The sequence below is a fragment of the Paenibacillus sp. Paensp38 genome (assembly GCF_059491915.1).
In genome coordinates, this window is sequence record NZ_CP168516.1 from 2,555,933 (window position 1) to 2,577,620 (window position 21,688).

General features: G+C 52.3%; 1 protein-coding gene (only partly in view). It reads right to left on the bottom strand.

This entire window lies inside a single protein-coding gene on the bottom strand: locus tag ACEN8J_RS11040, encoding a non-ribosomal peptide synthase/polyketide synthase. The 42,330-nt coding sequence extends 12,577 nt beyond the window's left edge and 8,065 nt beyond its right edge, so the window shows coding positions 8,066–29,753 (codon 2,689, partial, through codon 9,918, partial); the first complete codon in reading order (the gene reads right to left) occupies positions 21,684–21,686. Both the start codon and the stop codon lie outside the window.

Here is a 21,688-nt window from a genome sequence, read left to right on the forward strand (position 1 = left end):
ATACGTACCAACTGCTCTTCCAGCGGTGTGCGCGGTGCCACGTACGCCGTGCCTCCTTCGAGGCGCGCTTCTGGCGCAGGCAACGCTTTGCGGTCAATTTTTCCGTTCGGTGTCAGCGGGAAACGATCCAGTTGTACGACATAGGTCGGGATCATATAGCCCGGCAGTTTGGGCTGGAGTGTGCTGCGCAGATCCGGCAAATTCAGCGCCTCCGAGGCTACGACATACGCACACAGATCCTTGTCTCCGTCTTCGTTTTCCCAGGCGGTGACGATGGCTTTCTGAATGCCGTCTACGGTCAGCAGCTGCGCTTCCACCTCGCCCAGTTCAATCCGGAAGCCCCGGATTTTGACTTGATCATCCATCCGGCCGATAAAGTCTACATTGCCGTCCGGCATCCATCGCGCCAAATCGCCTGTACGGTACAACCGTTCACCTGGTACATACGGATTCGCTACGAATTTCTCGGCTGTCAGGTCTGCACGATTCAGGTAGCCTCGTGCCACCCCGGCTCCGCCAATGCACAGCTCACCCAGTACGCCGATCGGCACCGGATTCAGCTGGCTGTCCACAATGTAGAAGCGTGCGTTCAGCCACGCCTGACCAATCGGCACATGGCCGCTGCTTGGCAGCTTCGACAGCTCTTCGTCGTAGAAGCTGGAGTCAATCGCCGCTTCGGTGACGCCGTAGCTGTTCATAATGCGGATATCCGCACCAAACCGCTCTTGCAGCACTCGGTAGTCCGTCACGCTGCAACTATCCGAGCTCGTGATCAGCAGCTCCAGACTGCTCATGTCCAGCCCCTGTTCATGCACATGCTGCATAAACGGTACGATCAGGGCCGGAGTCGATTCGAACACGGTAATCTGGACATCGCGAATCCATCCGTGCAGACGGCTAAAATCAATCCGGTCGTCTTTCGGACAAATGACCATCGTGCCGCCGTTATAGAGCGTCCGCGCGATATCCCCGACGAATACGTCGAACGAGAAGCTCGCCAGCTGTAGCAGTCGGACTGGGAATTGGTTCAGGCGATAATCCCGGCGATACGCCGTAGCCGTATTCACCAGGCTGCGATGCTCGATCATGACGCCCTTCGGCCGTCCGGTTGTCCCGGATGTATAGATCACATACGCCAAATCGTGCGGTTCGTTGATGTGATCGACGTCTGTCGTATCTCCGGTGTACAGTGACTCATCGTCCAATGCCAATACGGTATGCAGACGCAGCCCTGTTGCCGGTTCGGATGCTGCTTCGCTGTCAGACTTCGAATCTGATTTTGAGCCTAAGTTTTCATTTAGGCTGTCTCTTTCCATCGTTTCAGCACCAGCCGCTGTTTCCAACTCACCCTCAGTCTGCCCTCCGGCCAAGGCCTGTCGGCTTTCCCCAAGCCATATCTGTGCTTGCTCCTGTAAGCCGATTTGGGTCAACAATACCGTCGCACCACTGTCCTCCAGCATGAAACGAATCCGTTCAGACGGATAGTCTGCATCCAGCGGCACATAGGCGCCTCCCGCCTTCCACACCGCCAGTACGCCGACCAGCATGTCTACCGAGCGTTCACTCAAAATGCCGACAATCGACTCGCGTCCAACGCCTTCATTCCGCAATCTCCGCGCCAATTGGTTCGCGCGCTCGTTCAGTTTCCGGTAAGTGAGCTGCTCCTCCTCGTATACCACCGCCACATGATCTGGTACAAGCTGTGCCTGTTCTTCCACATAGGTATGGAACAGGGCTCCTGCTTCAACTGCCGCACCATCCGATACTCCCACTTCTCCAAAACCGTAGATGAGTTGCTCCTTTTCCTCAACGGTTACCATATTCAAAGTTGCCAGGGGCTGTTGTGGATGGTATGCAATAGCTCGAACGATTTCCGCAAAATGCTGTGCCAATCGCGTCATGGTCTCAGGCTTGTACAACGCCGTGCTATATTCCAGACTGCACAGAATGCCTTCTGGCTGCTCCACTGCATCTAAAGTCAGATCAAACTTGGCCGTATGATTTTCCAGTGGATAGGAGCTCAAGGTCAAACCTTCCAGCAGTAACTCCTGTTGCTCCAAGGTTTTCAACTCAAACATCGTGTCAAACAGCGCATTTCGGCTCGTATCTCTCGTCAAATTCAGCTGTTCAACCAGTTCTTCAAAAGGATAGTCCTGATGCTCATAAGCACTGAGCGCATGCTCCTTCACCTCTTGCAGATAATCCAGAAACGTTTTGTCGCTGGACGGATAATTGCGAATCGCCAGCGTGTTAATGAAGACACCCACCAGATTACTGAGCTCCGCATGCGGTCGTCCTGCAATCGGCGTGCCGACGACAATGTCCTCTTGGCCCGTGTATTTGTGCAAGAGCGTAGTGTACGCCGCCAGCAGCACCATGTATAGGGTAGCGCCTGTTTGCGAAGCCAGTTCTTTCAGGCGTTCACTAACCTCACGCTCCAATGCAAATTCGATCGTATCCCCTGCCGTACTCTGCACCGCCGGACGGGCAAAGTCGGTTGACAGATCCAGTACAGGCACTCCGCCCCGGAAGGTGCCCAGCCAGTACGCTTCCTGACGCTGCATCCACTCCTGATGGGTTTCGCTTTGCTGCCATACGGCATAGTCTTTGTACTGAATCCGCAATGGCGACAGTTCTTCACCGCCATACAAGCGGACAAACTCATCGGTCAGTACCTCCATCGACACGCCATCCGAAACGATATGGTGCATGTCGAGCATGAGTAAATGCTGGGATTCTTGCTCTACTCCTTGGACACCCAGATCCACCAAGCCTACCCGCAGCAGCGGTGCAGCTTTTAGATCAAACGGACGGATAAACTGCCGTACCCGTTCTTGTGCTTCCTCGCTAATCCTCGTGTACGTAGCTGTAGTTGTATCCAATCCTGTAGCTGTGCCCTGATCCGTAGCCGTAGTCGTACTCTCTACCTGTACCTTCGTATATTCCACCTCGAATGGCACGCTGTCTTCAATCCATTGCATCGGCTCATTGTCTACCAGCTCAAAGCGGGTACGCAAGGTCGCATGGCGGGCAATCAGTTGACGGAACACGTCCTCTACTCGTTTCACATCCAGCGGACCGCTCACTTGCAGCACCGACGGCATGTTGTAGTTCACATCACTTGGATCAAACTGATGCAGTACATACAGTCGTTTTTGTGCTGAAGATAACGGGTAGAAGCTACGTTCTTCTGTTACCGGAATGGATGCGTACACCACTTGATCCAGACCTTCCAGAACGGCTGCCAGTTGTTCAATCGTGGGTGCTTCAAAAATGCTGCGAAGGGGAAGCGGCTTGTTCAACTCCTTGTGAATCTTCGAGGCCAGTGTCGTCGCCCGCAGCGAGTGTCCACCAATCTCAAAGAAGTTTTCCTTCACGCCGACCTGCGCCAGGCCCAGCACATCCTGCCAAATTTGCGCCAGCTTCACTTCCACCCACGTCCGCGGTGCGACATAATCGGCTCCGCTTTGCAGGCTGCCTTCCGGTGCTGGCAGGGCCTTACGGTCAGTTTTTCCATTGGGACTCAGCGGCATTTGCTCCAGTTGTACAAAGTAGGACGGCACCATATAGCTTGGCAGCTCTCGGCCCAGCTCACTTCTCAGCTCGCTGGCTCCTAGCTCTTGCCCGGCGACATAGTACGCCACCATGTGTTTTTGTCCCGTTTCGTCTGCACGCGCCATGACAACCGCTTCTCGCACGGACGCTACTTGGAGCAGCTGCGTTTCGACCTCGCCCAGCTCAATCCGGTAACCGCGGATCTTCACCTGATGGTCGATCCGGCCCAGATATTCAATGTTGCCGTCCGGCATCCATCTTGCCAAATCGCCAGTGCGGTACATCCGTTCATAGCCTGCTTCCCCGCCGGCAAACGGGTCGGCTACGAATTTCTCGGCCGTCAGCTCCGGACGGTTCAGATACCCACGTGCCACACCGACACCACCGATGCACAACTCCCCTGCAACCCCAATCGGCTGCAATTGCTCCGTGCCTTCCTTCACGATGTACAGGCGAATGTTTTGAATCGGTTTTCCGATCGGAATGACTGCATATTCTTCCGTCGGCTCGCAATCAAAGTACGATACGTCCACCGTCGCTTCGGTTGGACCGTACAGGTTGATCAGCTTCGCTCCGGTCAGGCTCGACACGAGCCGTTGGAAGCGAGCCACATGCTGTGGCGGCAAGGCTTCACCACTGGCAAAGACATGGCGCAGCGTTGCCAGTTTCACTTGCATCACTTCCCGTGGCTGCTGCTCCACATACTCCAGGAACGCATGCAGCATGGCAGGTACAAAGTGCATCGTGCTCACTCCATCGCGGGCAATCGTGTCCACGATGTCTTCCGGGTTCTTTTCCCCGCCTACCGACAGCAAGCTCACCTTCGAGCCGACCAGCGACCACCAGAACAGCTCCCACACCGACACGTCGAACGTAAAGGCGGTCTTTTGCAGGATCGTATCTTCCGCACTCAAGCCGTACCGATCATGCATCCACAAAATCCGATTCAGCACAGAATGGTGCTCCACCATCACGCCCTTCGGTTTTCCCGTGGAGCCAGAGGTATAAATGACATAGGCGACATGGTGCGGTCCGGCCAGTGGCTCCAGATTCGAGCCGTCTTCGTGGTAAATGTCTTGGCCAGCCTGCTCCTGACGATCCAGCACCAGCACCTGGCCGTCGAAACTCAGCGATGCTTGCTCCGCCAGATGCGATTGCGTCAGCACCAGCTTCGCGCCCGAGTCCTCCAGCATAAAGCGGATACGATCAGCCGGATATTCTGGATCAATTGGCACGTAGGCTCCGCCTGCCTTGAGGATCGCGTAGATGCCTACGATCATCTCTAGCGAGCGCTGAACCAGTATGCCTACCGGCTGATCCGGTTCAACACCTTCCGCACGCAACGTCCGAGCCAAACGGTTCGCGCGCTCATTCAGCTCCGCGTAGGTCAACGATTCCGATCCGCACAACACTGCCACTTGCTCCGGTGTGCTCGCTACCTGCTGCTCGAACAGTGAACTTAACGTCTGATCTTGCGGATAATCTGCCGCCGTATCTCCCCACACCTGAATGATCTGTGCCTGTTCTTCTGGTGTCACCAATTCCAGCTCATTCACACGGATATGTGGATTATCGATAATTTGCTCGATGACATGCAGTACATGTCCCCGCATCCGCTCGATCGTAGACCGATCATATACATTCGCGTTGTATCTAAACATGATGCGGAAAAGCTCATCTGGCATCACAATCAAGTCCAGATCATAATTCGTTTGCTCAACAACCTCTACATTCGTAATTTCAAAAGCGGATGGACGAACTTCACCCAACTGCTCGACTTGCTCCTCAACCGGATAGTTCTCAAATACCATAATGTGGTTAATCAGATTTTGCTTCTGCTCGGTCAGCGCCTGAATTTCATATAGCGGGAAGCTGTCATATACCCCCGAAGCCAACGCTTGCTCCTGCGTTTTCCGCATGATGTCCACAAACGTGGCATTCCGTTTACTTTGAATCCGAACCGGGATCGTATTAATGAACAGACCGATCATATGCTCTACACCCGCAATATCCGTCGGACGTCCAGATACGACACTGCCGAATACAACATCCTCATTGTTGTTATATTTCTGCAAAATAAGGCCCCACACGCTCTGCATCAGTGTATTAATCGTGACCTGCTGCTGCTTTGCAATCCGATACATGGCTTCGCTCCGCGTTGAATCCAGATCTACCGTTATTTTTCCAGAAATATATTCGCTGGTTTCACTTGCTGTAGTGGACACCGTATGATCCCTGCTGTCCGCCACGTGGTCTTTTGATGCGGTATCCGATCCAGGTAACAACGTCTGCTGTTCAAAGCCCGCCAAATAGCTGCTCCAATACTCTTTTGCCGCACGTTCATCCTGACGCTCCAGCCATTCAATATATTGACCATATGATGTAACAGGAGCAAGCTCCGGCTGCTTCTGCTCCAGCAGTGCAAAGTACGTACCAAACACTTCGCCTGTAACAAGCGATAAGCACCAGCCATCCATGACAATGTGATGGAAGCTCCAGACCAAGTGATACGTTTCTTCATCGGTTTGCAATACCTGTACGCGCATGAGCGCATCCGTACCCAGATTAAAACCTCTAGCTTGGTCTTCCTGCTTAAACGCCTGGATATAGGCCTGTTGCTCCGCTTTCGGCATTTCGCGTATATCCTGGAAGGAAAGGTCGCTATCTTTGTGACGGAACACGATCTGCAATGGCTCCTGACTGTGCCCTGTCTCAAACCGATGGAAATTCGTCCGCAGTGCTTCATGACGCTGTGTCAGCAGATCCAGGCTCTTACGGAAAATAGCAACATCAAAGCTGCCTTTTTGATCAAACGATGCTTGCTGGAAGTATGCAGCTGAGTCTGGCTCCATCAAGCTATGGAACAGCATCCCCTTCTGCATTGGCGAAAGAGCATACACATTTTCCAGTTCGCCCACAGAAGCCGTTTGCTCCGTCAATTGCTCCAGTTGTTCCAACGACAAGCCTTTGAACAAGACATCGCTTGGGGTTAGTTCGCTCCGCTCTTGGGAGGCACAATGCGCGATCACTTCCTGCAAGCTTTCCTGCAGCAACTGCGCAAAGTTTTCTACATTTTGCTGATGATATACCTTACTGTCATAGCGAATCTCCAGTGTCAGCGCGCCCGCTGTAATCATGCCGTTCACATTCAAAGGATGCTCCAGTACAGTATGGTCACTCATCGGCTCTCCACCTGGATGCGAAGACAGCCTGATATCCCCATTTTCCAAGTCCTGATCAAACTGTCCCAAATAGTTAAAGCTAATTTCAGGCTGCAAGGTCAAGGAAGGATGGACATCATGCTGAGACATATATTTCAAAATGCCGTAGCCAATGCCCTTATGCGGTACATGGCGCAGGTCTTCCTTCACCCGCTTGATTCGCTGCCCTACTTCTGCCTTCCCATCCACATCAAGCAGTACTGGATACTGACTCGTAAACCAGCCCACGGTACGTGTGATGTCGATATCTGGAACAATGGCTTCCCGACCATGGCCCTCCAGATTGACCAGTACGCGCTCCTGACCGCTCCAGTTATATAACGCGGTGCCGAGTGCAGTTAACAGCAGATCATTGACCTCGGTGTTGTACGCACGATGCGATTCCAGCAGCAGTAGCCGGGTTTCCTGTTCGCTCCAAGCTACGCTCACCGTCGCAGTGTCTCTGATTAGAGAATGTTGTCCCTCCGCTCTCTCTTGATCCTTAGGCAACGATGCAACTTCCATTTGGGCAAGATGCTGCCAATATTCGCGTTCGTTGTCGATCGCCGGACTGTTCGCATATTGAGACAACTGCTCTGCCCAAGCAGAGAAAGAGTCCGTTTTATATGGCAAGCGAATCGCTTCTCCCCGCACGGCCTGCTCATACCCCGTGGCAAAATCCTCAAACACAATCCGCCATGAAATCCCGTCTACGACCAAATGGTGGATCGCAATCAGTAAATGATCTCCATCCATGCAGCGGAAAAGTCCCAGCTTCACCAGCGGTCCTTCTTCTAGACGAATAGAGCTTTGGATGGCATTGGCTTTCGTTTCAATCGCCATCGCCACCTCTGCCGTGTCTTCGACGCCTGTCAAATCAACAACGTCCAGACTGTACAGCTCGCCTTCGTTCAAACCACGATTCCACGCTTCATAGCCCTGTTCGGTCTGACGGAAGACCATACGCAATGCATCATGATGCTCCGTCACCTGGGTCACCGTTTGATGCAATGCGGCTTCATCGAATCCTTGTGCTCTATACAGCATCACCGATTGGTTGAAATAATGTGGCTCTGCTGAGGATTGTCCAAAGAACCATTGCTGTATTGGGGTCAATTTAACTGCTCCCGAGACCACCCGCTGATCGGCTGTGCGGCTAACTTTGTGTACATGACTGCTCAGCAGTGAAATGGACGGATATTGGAACAAATCCTTCATCTCCAGCTTGTAGCCCGCTTGCAGCAAGCGGGACGATACCTGGATCGCTTTGATCGAATCGCCGCCCAGATCAAAGAAATTATCCAAAATGCCGACTCTCTTTGCTCCTAATACAGACTGCCAAATGGACACTAACGTCTGCTCCAGTGCTGTGCGCGGCTCTACATAATCCGCTCCGCTTTGCAAGCTGCCCTCCGGTGCTGGCAGTGCCTTGCGGTCGATTTTACCGTTCGGTGTCAGTGGCATCTGCTCCAGCTGGATGAAATACGAAGGCACCATATAGTTGGGCAGATCCTCACCCAGTAAGCTACGCAGCTCCCCAGCGCTTACGTCTCTTTCAGCGACATAGTACGCCACCAGTTGGTTTTGCCCCTGTTCGTCCGCTTGGGCCAGTACGATGACCTCTTGCACGTCTTCCACTTTCAAGATTTGTGCCTCGACCTCACCCAGCTCGATCCGGTAGCCCCGGATTTTCACCTGATGGTCAATCCGGCCCAAATATTCGATGTTGCCGTCTGGCATCCATCTCGCCAAGTCACCCGTACGGTACATTCGTTCATAGCCTGCTTCACCAACCGCAAACGGGTTCGCTACAAATTTCTCCGCCGTCAGCTCTGGACGATCCAGATATCCACGCGCCAGACCTGGACCAGACACGCACAGCTCACCTGCTACGCCTACCGGAGCCAAATGTCCATGCCCATCCACCATGTATACCCGATGATTCGGCACAGGACGTCCAATGGAAATGAGTTGTCCAGCCCTTGCATCCTCGGACACCGGCCAGATGGACGTTGCAACTGAGTTTTCAGTTGGACCGTAGCCGTTGTAGTACGCCACTTGATCCTTCCACTTGTATACCAGTTCGGTGGAAGATGCTGAACCCGCAGTGAACAGAATACGCAGGTGTGGCATCCGCTCTGGCTCCAGATACACCGCATAGGTCGGCGGCAAAGCGGCCACCGTAATCCGGTGATTCGCCATATATTGCTCAAACCGCTCGTAGTTCAAAATCGTCTCTGTCGTTGGCACATATAACGTGGCTCCGCAGAACAGCGCTTGGAAGATTTCCCAGCAAGCCGCATCAAACGAATAGCTAGCGAACAGCAACGCATGATCCGACGTGCGGATTCGAAGCGTCTGATCAAAATATGTTTTCAGATTGCACAGCCCGTGATGCTCCAGCATGACACCCTTCGGCTGCCCGGTTGTACCTGATGTATAAATCACATACGCCAAATCATCTGGACCGGACCACGGCTCCAGGTTAGAACCATCCTCGTGATACACCGTTTGTGCTCCATCTAGCACCAGCATGTGGCCGTCAAACGCGACTTTGTCCACCAGATGACTTTGTGTCAACAGTAGCTTCGCCCCCGAGTCGTCCAGCATATAGCGGATACGCTCTTCCGGGTAGGTTGGATCGATGGGGACATATGCGCCTCCGGCTTTTAAAATCCCGAAGATGCCCACGATCATATCCACCGACCGCTCGGTCATCAGACCCACCAAACGATCTTTCGTCACGCCTTGACTGCGCAAGGTACGAGCCAGGCGATTGGCGCGTTCATTCAGCTCGCGATAAGTCAGCGTTTCTCCTTCAAAGAACAAGGCTGTCTGCTCCGGTGTCTGCGCCGTTTGCGTCTCGAACAAGCCATGGATCGTTTGCTCGCTTGCATAGGTTGCTGCTGTTGCTGTATTCCCCCAAACCTTAACGATTTGCTCGCGCTCCTGCTCGTTTAACATATCCAGCTCATGTACACGGATGTTCGGATTCGCAGTCACCTGCTCCAGCAATTGCACCAGATGACCTCGAATTTGTTCTACACTTTCCCGTTCAAAGGCCAGAGCATTATAGCCAAAGCTCATGTGAATGGTGTTCCCGGGCAGCACCACCAGGTTAAAGTCATAGTTGGTCTGCTCGACAGACTCGGCTCCGGTGATCGTGAAGCTGGACTCATCACCGCTGCCTAATTGCTCGATTTGTTCCTCGACCGGATAGTTCTCAAAAATAAGAATATGATTGATCAAATCCTGCTTAAGCTCCGACAGTCCCTGAATTTCATACAACGGATACGTATCATAGGTATGGGAAGCAATCGATTGCTCCTGGGTTTGCTTCATCACATCGGAGAATAAACTGTCCACTTGACTGCGGATACGCACCGGAATCGTATTGATAAACAGACCAATGATGTGCTCCACATTCGGAATGTCTGCCGGACGTCCAGATACCACGCTGCCAAACACGACATCATCGGTGCCATTATATTTTTGCAGTAAAATACCCCAAACGGTCTGCATCAACGTATTGATCGTCACCTGATAACGCTTGGCTATGCGCTGAATACCAGCTGTGAGATCCGCGCCCAAATCAAAATCTAAACGCTCCGACTGATACCCCGTTTTGCCCTGAATTTTAGCCTGTGGCAAACGAGACTGCTCCTCATATCCTTCCAGAACCTTGCTCCAGTAGCTTGATGCGGCCTGACGATCCTGCTGCTCCAGCCATTCGATATATTGACTGTACGGCGTTACAGGGGCCAGTTCCGGTTGTTTATGGGCCAGGATCGCAAAATAGCTCGCAAACACTTCGTTGGTCACCAGCGACAAGCACCAGCCATCCATCACGATATGATGGAAACTCCATACAAAACGGTACGTCTCCTCACCTGTGCGCAACACAGTGACACGCATCAAGGCGTCTTGTGCTAGGTCAAAGCCTCTTTGCTTGTCTTTACGCGTAAATTCGAGCATGTATTCGTTTTGCTGCTCGTCCTTCATATCCCGCAAATCTTCCACATACAGTTCACTGCGCTTATTGCGGTACACAACCTGAAGCGGTTCATCCTGCCAGCCGCTGTAGAAGTTCGTGCGCAGTACCGTATGCCGCTGCATTAAAACATCCAAACTGGCCGCAAATGCAGCGATATTAAAATGTCCTCGCAGATCAAAGGAGGCCTGTTCAAAATAAGCTCCTGATTGCGAATCCATCAGATTGTAAAAGAGCATCCCCTTTTGCATCGGCGTCAGTGCGTATACATTTTCCAGCTCACCGATACGTGTTGCCTGTTCCGCAATTTGTTCCAGTTCTCTAGTCGTCAAACCTTTGAAAGACACATCACTTGGGGTCAACTCCGGCTGCTCCTGAGCCGCGCAATGCGCAATGACCTCTTGCAAAGCGGATTGAAGCAGTCCCGCCACACGTTCCAGCGTTTCTTTACGATACTGCTTACGGCTGTAAGCAATCGTCAAGCGCAGCGTGCCTTCCGAGATCATCGCGTTTAAATCCAGCGTATATTGCAGCGGTGAATGTGCATCCTCTGTCTCCCCTGCACTATAGGGTGACAATGTGATTCCACTGTTTTGTAGATCCTGATCGACTTGACCCAAATAGTTAAAGCTGATTTCCGGTTCTGCTGCAATCGCACGCGCTTCATCCGATGCAGACGCAGGAGACAAGTAGCGCCAAGTTCCATAGGTCAGCCCTTTATGTGGAATCCGGCGCAGACCTTCCTTCGTTTCTTTAATCCGCTGAGCCAGTGTCATTTCCTTGCCGGTCTCCAGCAGCACTGGATACAAGCTCGTAAACCAACCTACGGTACGTGTAATATCCACCTCTTGCAGGATCGCTTCCCGGCCATGGCCCTCCAGATTCACCAGTACCTGTCCTGCGCCTGTCCAATTGTGCACCGCCAGTCCCAGCGCGGTCAGCAGCAAATCATTGACCTCGGTGTTGTAGGCGCGATGGACCTGCTTTAACAGTTGCTGCGTTTCAGCTTCGGTCCACTCTACCGTCAGCACTTCGCTGTCTGCGTTTAAGGAGCCCTCGTAGGTAAAATCCTTAGGCAGCGGTGCGGCTTCCGCTTTGGCCTGTTCCAGCTGCTTCCAATAAACTTCATCCGAGGCAGCCTCAGGGCGGTTGGCGTAAGACGACAACTCCCGTGCCCATGCTTGGAAGGAATCCGTTTTATAGGGCAATCGTACAGGCTCGCCTTTGATCGCTTGCTCGTAGCCAGTAGAGAAATCCTCAAACAGAATCCGCCACGACACTCCGTCCACCACCAAGTGGTGAATGGCGATTAGCAGATGGTCGCCTTCGGCTGTGCGGAACCATCCGAGTTTGACTAAAGGTCCTGCGGACAGGTCCATGCTGCTTTGAATTTCCGTTACCTTCGCTTCCAGCGCTTCTGCATAAGTTTCCTGTTCACGGTAATCCACCGTTTCCAGCGTATACAGCGTGCCTTCCTCTACAGGGCGTGTCCAAGCCGTATAACCTGCGGGAGCCTGATGGAAAACCGTACGAAGCGCATCATGATGCTTCACAAGGTGATCCATGACTTGCCGAACCACTGCCTCGTTAAAGCCCTCAGCGCGATAGAGCATGACCGCTTGATTAAAGTGCTGCGGACGCTCGCGCTCCTGCGCAAAGAACCAATGCTGGATCGGTAGCAACGCGGTTTCCCCGCTCACTTCTCCTTGATCTGCCATACGGCTGACCTCATGCATATGCGGTGCCAGTGTTGCAACCGTTGGATACTGGAACAAATCCTTCATGTCCAGCTTATAACCGGCCTGGAACGCACGAGATGCGATTTGAATGGCCTTGATGGAATCGCCGCCCAGATCAAAGAAATTGTCCAAAATACCGACCGTCTGTAGTCCCAGTACCGACTGCCAGACCGCTACCAGTGCGCGTTCTTGCGCCGTACGCGGCTCTGCATAATCAGCTCCAGTTTGCAGGCTGCCTTCCGGTGCCGGCAAGGCCTTGCGGTCAATTTTGCCATTTGGACTCAGCGGCATCTGCTCCAGCTGTACAAAGTACGATGGCACCATGTAGCTTGGCAGCTCCCGGCCTAGCTCACTTCTCAGCTCGCTGGCACCGATCTCTTGCCCAGCGACATAGTAGGCCACCATTTGTTTTTGACCCGTTTCATCCGTACGAGCCATGACCACCGCTTCTCGTACCGATTCCACTTGGAGCAGCTGCGATTCGACCTCGCCCAGTTCAATTCGGTAGCCCCGGATTTTCACCTGATGGTCGATCCGGCCCAGATATTCAATGTTGCCGTCCGGCATCCATCTCGCCAAATCGCCGGTGCGATACATCCGTTCATAGCCTGCTTCACCACCCGAAAACGGATCAGTTACAAATTTCTCGGCCGTCAACTCCGGACGGTTCAGATAACCTCGTGCCACACCGACACCACCGATGCACAGCTCCCCTGCAACCCCGATCGGCTGCAATTGCTCCGTGCCTTCCTTCACGATGTACAGACGAATGTTTTGAATCGGTTTCCCGATGGGAATGACTGTATATTCTTCCATCGGCTCGCAATCAAAGTACGATACGTCCACCGTCGCTTCGGTTGGTCCATACAGGTTGATCAGCTTCGCTCCGGTCAGGCTCGACACGGTTCGTTGGAACCGGGCCACATGCTGTGGTGGCAATGCTTCGCCGCTGGCAAAGACATGACGCAACGTTGCCAGCTTCGCTTGCATCACTTCCCGTGGCTGCTGCTCCACGTACTCCAGGAACGCATGCAGCATAGCGGGTACAAAGTGCATCGTGGTTACGCCATCGCGGGCAATCGTGTCGACGATGTCTTCCGGGTTCTTTTCCCCGCCCACGGACAGCAAGCTTACCTTCGAGCCCACCAGCGACCACCAGAACAGCTCCCACACCGACACGTCGAAGGTGAAGGCCGTCTTTTGCAAGATCGTATCTTCCGCACTCAAGCCGTATCGATCATGCATCCACAAAATCCGGTTCAGCACAGAATGATGCTCCACCATCACGCCCTTCGGTTTTCCTGTGGAGCCGGAGGTATAGATGACATAGGCTACATGATGCGGCCCGGCCAGTGGCTCCAAATTCGAACCGTCTTTGTGGTAAATGTCTTGGCCATCCTGCTCCTGACGATCCAGCACCAGCACCTGGCCGTCGAAACTCAGTGAGGCTTGCTCCGCCAGATGCGATTGCGTCAGCACCAGCTTCGCGCCCGAGTCCTCCAGCATAAAGCGGATGCGGTCGGCTGGATATTCTGGATCAATCGGCACGTAGGCTCCGCCTGCTTTGAGGATCGCGTAGATGCCTACGATCATGTCCAGCGAACGGCGGACCAGAATACCGACTGGTTGATCCGGTTCAACACCTTCCGCACGCAAGGTGCGTGCGAGACGGTTGGCTCGCTCGTTCAGCTCCGCGTAGGTCAACGACTTTGCTCCGCACAACACCGCCACTTGCTCCGGCGTGTTCGCTGCCTGCTGCTCAAACAGACTGCTTAGCGTTTGATCCTGCGGATAGGCTACCGCCGTATCGCCCCAGACCTGAACGATCTGTGCCTGTTCTTGCGGGGTCACCAATGCCAGCTCATTCACACGGATATTTGGGTTGTCTACGATTTGTCCGATGACGTGGTCGATATGACCCTGGATACGCTCCATTGCAGACCGGTTATACACCAGCGCATTGTATTCAAGTAGGATAGAGATATCTTCGTCAGGCACGACAATCAGGTTGAAATCGTAGTTGGTTTGCTCGGCAAGTGCCACATTGGCAATCGAGAAGCCTGTTTGTGCCTTTGTCTCGCCGGAACCGCCCATCTGCTTCATCTGCTGCCCAATCGGGTAGTTTTCAAAGACCATGATGTGATGAATCAGGTCTTGTTTTTGTTCAGTCCGTGCCTGAATATCGTACAGCGGAAACGTATCATAGACACTGGAGGCCAAAGCCTGTTCCTGTGTGCGCTGCAATACTTCAGCAAATGTAGCATTCCGTTCACTTTGAATCCGAACCGGTATGGTATTGATAAACAATCCAATCATGTTCTCCACACCTGGAATGTCTGCCGGACGACCGGATACCACACCACCAAACACAACATCCTGATTATTATTGTATTGCTGTAAAATAACGCCCCACACACTTTGCAGCAAGGTGTTAATCGTGACATGTTGTTGCTTGGCTATTTGCTTTAATGCGGCACTCCGTTCTTTACCCAACATAAATGGCAGCTTTTCCGAAACATAGCCAGAATTTGAACTTCCACCACTTCCGTCTGGTTCTTCATCCCGTGCGGCTACAGAAGCTTGCGCATTCTCACCAGGCAACAAGGTTTGCTGCTCAAAGCCTGCCAAATAGTCACTCCAATAACGGGTCGCTTCCTGTGCATCCTGATCTTGCAACCATTCGATATAGTCACTATACGGCTTGACAGGTGCGAGCTCTGGCTGCTTGTTCTCCAGCAAGGCAGCATAGGCACCAAACACTTCGTCTGTCATCAGCGACAGGCACCAGCCGTCCATCACAATATGATGGAAGCTCCATACAAAACGGTATGAGCTTTCACCCGTGCGGAAGACGGATACGCGCATAAGCGCATCCTTGCTTAAATCAAAGCCTCGAGCTTTGTCCTGGGCCACAAATTCAGCTACAGCCTGTTCACACCCTCTAACGTCCTCATAAAAGAAGCTCGGACTTTTATGGCGATAGACGATTTGCAAGGGTTGACCATGCCAGCCGCTGTAGAAATTCGTCCGTAATATAGCATGTCGACTAACCAGCAGCTTCAGACTTTCCTCGAATGTGGACGGTGCAAAATGGCCCTCCAGATCAAAGGTCGCCTGTTCAAAATACACGCCTGTTTCAGCATTCATTAGACTGTGGAACAGCATGCCCTTTTGCATGGGCGTTAGCGGGTACACATTTTCCAATTCCCCAACCGTCTTGGTCTGCTCCTTAATCGTATCTAATTGCTCCAGGGTCAGACCTTTGAACAGTACATCACTTGGAGTTAATTCGATCCGATCTCGTGTAACACAATGCTCGATAACTTCAAGCAGATTGGATTTCAACAGGTTGGCTAACATTTGGACCGTATCTTTACGGAAGGCTTTGCCGTTATATCGAATGTCCAGTTCCAGGATGCCGTTCGTTACGATTCCGCTCACATCGAGCGCAAATTTCATCTTCGTCCGGTCACTAACGACCGATCCCATCGAGTAAGGAGACATACGAATATCGCTGTTTTGCAAGTCCTGATCCAGCTGTCCGAGGTAATTGAAGCTCACTTGCGGCTCGGCAAAAGCTTGATGTTGAGCGAGATTCAGTGCATCTGCTTGCTGACCCATGGCTTGGCCAGATTCACTCAAATATCTCCAGATTCCGTAGCCCATTCCTTGATTCGGAATATCACGCAGACTCTCTTTGACCTGTTTGATGCGTTCCGACAAAGCCTGATCACGACCGATGTCCAGCCATATCGGATATGGACTCGTAAACCAGCCTATGGTACGAGAAATGTCCGTATCCGGCAAAATGTTCTCACGTCCGTGTCCCTCTAAATGAATCAGACTGCGTTCATGGCCGGTCCATGTGTACAGCATCATGCCCAAAGCCGTCAGCAACAGATCGTTCACTTCCGTGTTGTACGCGCGGTGCGCTTGCTTCAATAGTCTCTCTGTCTCTTCTTCCGTAAGCTGGAAGACCACTGTATCGGTGTCAGCCAAAGTAAATGAGTCAGCCTGCGCTTGATCCTCAGGCAATCGTACTTGGTCAGACAAAGCGACTGCGTTCCATTGCTCCCAGTAGGCGTGCTCACTGTCCATGGCTGTGCTATTCGCATACTTGGAAAGTTTTTGTGACCAGGAACGGAAGGAATCCGTTTTGTCCGGCAGCTGAAGCACTTTCTGATGAACGGCCTGTTCATAGGCAGTAGCCAAATCCTCAAACAAAATACGCCAGGATACCCCGTCCACCACCAAATGGTGAATCACCATCAGCAAATGATCGCCATCTACACAGTGGAACAAACCTGCTTTAAACAGCGGCCCTTCTTGCAGTTGGATACTGCTTTGAATTTCGGTAGCTTTCGCCTCCATTGCCACGCTGAGCATGGCTTCATCCGTTATATCCCTAAAGTCCAGCACGTCCAGCTGATACAGCTCGCCTTCCTGTATTCCGCGATTCCAGGCTTTATAGCCTTGCGCGGTCTTGCTGAACACCATTCGCAAAGCATCATGATGCTTTGTCAGCTTGCCAAGCGCCTGACGCAGAGCCGACTCGTCAAACCCCTGCTCCCGGTGCAGCATAACCGCCTGATTAAAGTGATGCACGTCTACTTGCTCCTGCGCAAAGAACTCGTGCTGGATCGGAAGCAACGCCGTTTCTCCGCTTACTTCTCCCTGATCTGCCCTACGACTGGCCTCATGCATATGCGATGCCAGGGTTGCGACGATGGGATAGCGGAACAAATCCTTCATGTCCAGCTTGTAGCCGGCCTGGAATGCACGCGATACGATTTGAATCGCCTTGATCGAATCGCCACCCAGATCAAAGAAATTGTCCAACATACCGACGGTTGGCACACCCAGGACGGACTGCCAGACCGCTACAAGCGCTCGTTCCGGTGCAGTGCGTGGCGCTACATAATCCGCACCGCTGTGCAGATTGCCTTCCGGTGCTGGCAGGGACTTGCGGTCGATTTTACCGTTCGGTGTCAGCGGCATCTGCTCCAACCAGATGAAATACGACGGCATCATATAGCTTGGCAGTTCTTGTCCCAGCTCATGTCTCAGCTCACCGGCTCCCAGTTCTTGACTCGCCACATAGTACGCCACGAGCTGTGTTTGACCCGTTTCGTCCCCACGAGCCATGATGACCGCTTCTTGTACCGACTCCACCTGCAACAGCTGCGATTCGATCTCGCCCAGTTCGATTCGGTAGCCCCGAATTTTCACCTGATGGTCCATCCGCCCCAAATATTCAATGTTGCCGTCCGGCGTCCATCTCGCCAAATCGCCTGTATGGTACATCCGCTCATGGCCTGCCTTACCCCCAGCAAACGGATTAATCACAAATTTCTCGGCCGTCAGTTCTTCACGTTTCCAATACCCACGGGCCAATCCTTCCCCGGCAATACATAACTCGCCCGGCACACCGACGGGCTGCAATTCTCCACTCGCATTCATGATATAGATTTGGGTATTCGCAATAGGACGTCCAATATTAATATGCTGAGCATGGGTCAGTTCCTGCACGGCCGACCACACCGTCGTTTCTGTAGGTCCGTACATGTTATAAATACGGGGACCGTCTATCTCTTGCAGTGCTGCGAGCAGCTTGGACGGAAGAGCTTCGCCCCCAACCATAATTGCCTTCACGCTTTGCAGCACGCGCGAGCCTGCTTCATGACCCAACAGCATTTGTAACCGGGATGGGGTCATTTGCAACATCTCAATCGAATGTTGAGTAATCAACTCACCCAGCGCCTGAGGATTCACCTGATGCTGGCTGTCGCCAAGCACAACCGTCATTCCACCCAACAGGGGGAGAATGGTTTCCAATACGAAAATATCGAATGAAATGGTCGTCAGTGACAACATGGTTTGGCTCGCTTCAAAATCAATGACTTCGCGCATCCCAGTAATAAAGTTGAGGACCGAGCGATGCTGGAGCATAACTCCTTTCGGATTTCCAGTCGAACCCGACGTATAGATGACATAAGCCAAATGCTCTGGGCGGGCAATCGTCTCCAGGTTGCTACTTTCTCCCTGATACAATGCGGCATCCTCAAGAAACAGGGTATTGGCATGGCAATGGTGTTCTTCTGCCAGTTCACGACGGGTCAGAAGCACTGCGGCCTCGCTGTCTTTCAGCATGTATGCAATACGAGAGGATGGAAATTCGGGATCAATCGGCACATAAGCACCGCCTGCTTTTAGCACAGCCAGCAGACCTACGATCATTTCCACGGAACGCTGCACCATCAGACCGACCAGTTTGTCAGGTCCTACTCCCTGGGCTTGAAGCATTCGAGCCAATGAATTGGCACGTTCATTCAGCTCCCGATATGTCAGACGCTGATGTCCAAACACCAATGCTACCTGATCCGGCGTACACTCCACCTGATCCTCGAACAGCTGATGAATCGTCTGATGGGACGGAAATGCACAAGCGGTGTCATTAAAGGCCGCTGTAATCTGTTGTTTTTCTGCTGCTGTGAGTAGTTCCAGCTCTTCCACCCGAACATGCGGGTTGAGCGAAATTTGCTCCAGCAAACGTGCAAAATGTCCATACAAGCGCTCAATACCTGCTTGATCAAAGCTGAGCGTGTTATACATAAAACGAATCTTGATACCTTCTCCTGGCATCACGACGACGTTTAGATCGTAGTTCGTTTGCTCTGTAGCCACCACATTCGAAATTGTAAATGGTTCCTGTCCTTCACTGCCCAGCTGCTCTACCTGCTGCTCCACCGGATAATTTTCAAATATCATAATATGATTGATCAAATCCTGCTTCTGCTCGGTCAGTGCTTGAATTTCATACAGCGGGAACGCATCATAACCATTGGAAGCCAGCGCCTGCCGCTGTGTTCGTCTCATCAGCTCGACAAAACTTTCACCTGGTTCAGACTGCACACGCACTGGAATTGTATTAATAAATAGCCCGATCATGTGCTCCACACCTGGAATATCCCCTGGACGACCGGACACAACGCTGCCAAACACGATATCCGTACTGTTGTTATATTTTTGCAACAGAACGCCCCATACGGTTTGAATTAGCGTATTGATCGTGACCTGATTTTGTTTTGCCATCCGTTCGATCTGCGCAACCAACTCTGGCTGGAATTCGCAATCCAGATCTTCAGCGACATATTCCCCGGTGTGCATCGATTTCGGCTGTGCTTTTTGCTGTGGAAGCGTAATTTGCTGCTCATAGTCCGCCAGATACCCACGCCAATATTGCAAAGCTGCCTCACGGTCCTGACGTTCCAGCCATTCGATAAATCGACTGAACGGCGTGACAGGCTCCAGCGCTGGCTCATGACCGGCGCGCAGTGTCAGATAGCTGCCAAATACCTCCTGTGTCATAAAGGACAAGCACCAGCCATCCATCAAAATGTGATGGAAGCTCCAAACAAAGTGATACGTTTCATCCCCCGTTTGCAAAATGGAGACACGAATGAGTGCATCCTCTGCGAGATTGAATCCTTTCGCTTTGTCCTCGATGGCAAAAGCTTCAACACGAGCTTCTCGTTCCTCTTTTTCTAGTCCGCGCAAGTCTTCATAATATATTTGTCCGCTACGGTTGCGGAAGACGACCTGTACAGGCTCATCCTTCCATGAACTGATAAAGTTCGTCCGCAATGCCTCATGACGCTGCACGAGCAGATCAAAGCTTTTACCAAAAGCAACCACATCAAAACGACCGTTCAACTCAAAGGTGGCCTGTTCAAAATAAGCTGCCGAATTTTCATCCATCAGACTGAAGAAGAGCATGCCCTTTTGCATCGGCGTCAAAGCATACACATTTTCCAGCTCACCCATATCTTGCGTATCCTTCACCAATTGCTCCAGCTCATCCAGTGTTACATGGTTTAACAGGACATCACTTGGGGTCAGCACCGTTCTTTCTTGAGCGACACAATGATGAATCACCTCACGCAAGCCGGATGCCAGCAGCTCTCCAAGTCGTGCAATCGTCTCATGACGGAATTGCGTTGTACCGTAGCGAATCGTGAAAATCAGTTCTCCATCCTCGATGACTCCATTGATATCCAGTGCAAAATCCATAGCCGCATTCGTGCTGACAGGCACACCGATGGAATAGGAGGAAGGCTCCAGATCATTGCCTTTATAATCCTGATCGAATTGGCCCAAATAGTTAAAACTGATCTCAGGCTGAGCCTTTAACTGCACGCCTGCTTTCTCCAGAACATTCGTATCCGACAGGTATCGTAAAATACCATAGCCGATGCCTTTCTGCGGAATATGACGCAGCCCTTCCTTGACCCGTTTGATCAGACGAGCCGTATTCCCCCCTTGTCCCAGACTTCCATCCAGTACAACCGGGAACTGGCTCGTAAACCAACCGACTGTCCGCGTAATATCCACATCCGGTACAATAGCTTCCCGTCCATGGCCCTCCAGGTTGACCAGCACCCGTTCAGAACCAGACCAGTCATATACGGCTTTTCCGAGCGCAGCCAGCAGCAGGTCATTCATTTCCGTGTTGTATGCGCGATGAGCTTGTTTGAGCAACTGCTCGGTTTCCTGCTTCGTCCAGCGGACCGTCACAACCTCACTGTCCCCAAGCAGTGCATTGTCATTCGCAAAATCCTTTGGCAAAGGCTTCGCAAGACTGGCTTCTGCTTGTTCGATATGCTGCCAGTAAGCAAGCTCCCGCTCCATCGTCGCGCTATTCGCATAGGCCGACAGCTGCTCGGCCCATACCTGGAATGAATCTGTTTTATGCGGCAGCCGAATAGCTGTGCCTGTTTTACCTGCAACAGCCTGCTCATAACCGGATGCCAAATCCTCCAGCAAAATACGCCACGATACGCCGTCCACAACCAAATGATGAATGACGATTAGCAAATGGTCGCCCTCAGCGCAGTGGAACAGACCGAGCTTCACCAGCGGCCCCTCGCTCAAATGAATGCTGGCTTGAATTTCACTCGCCTTAGCTTCTACAGCGGTGGATTCGTCTTCAACTCCACTAAAATCTACAATGTCCAGCGTGTATAGCTCGCCTTCCTCTACACTGCGGTTCCAAGCTGCATAGCCTTGCTCCGTCTCACGGAATACCGTGCGCAATGCGTCATGATGCTGGACAATACGGTCCATTGTACGGCGTAGCGCGTTGACGTCAAAGCGCCCAGCTCGGTACAGCATCATCGCCTGATTGCTGTGGTGCAGATCAGCAG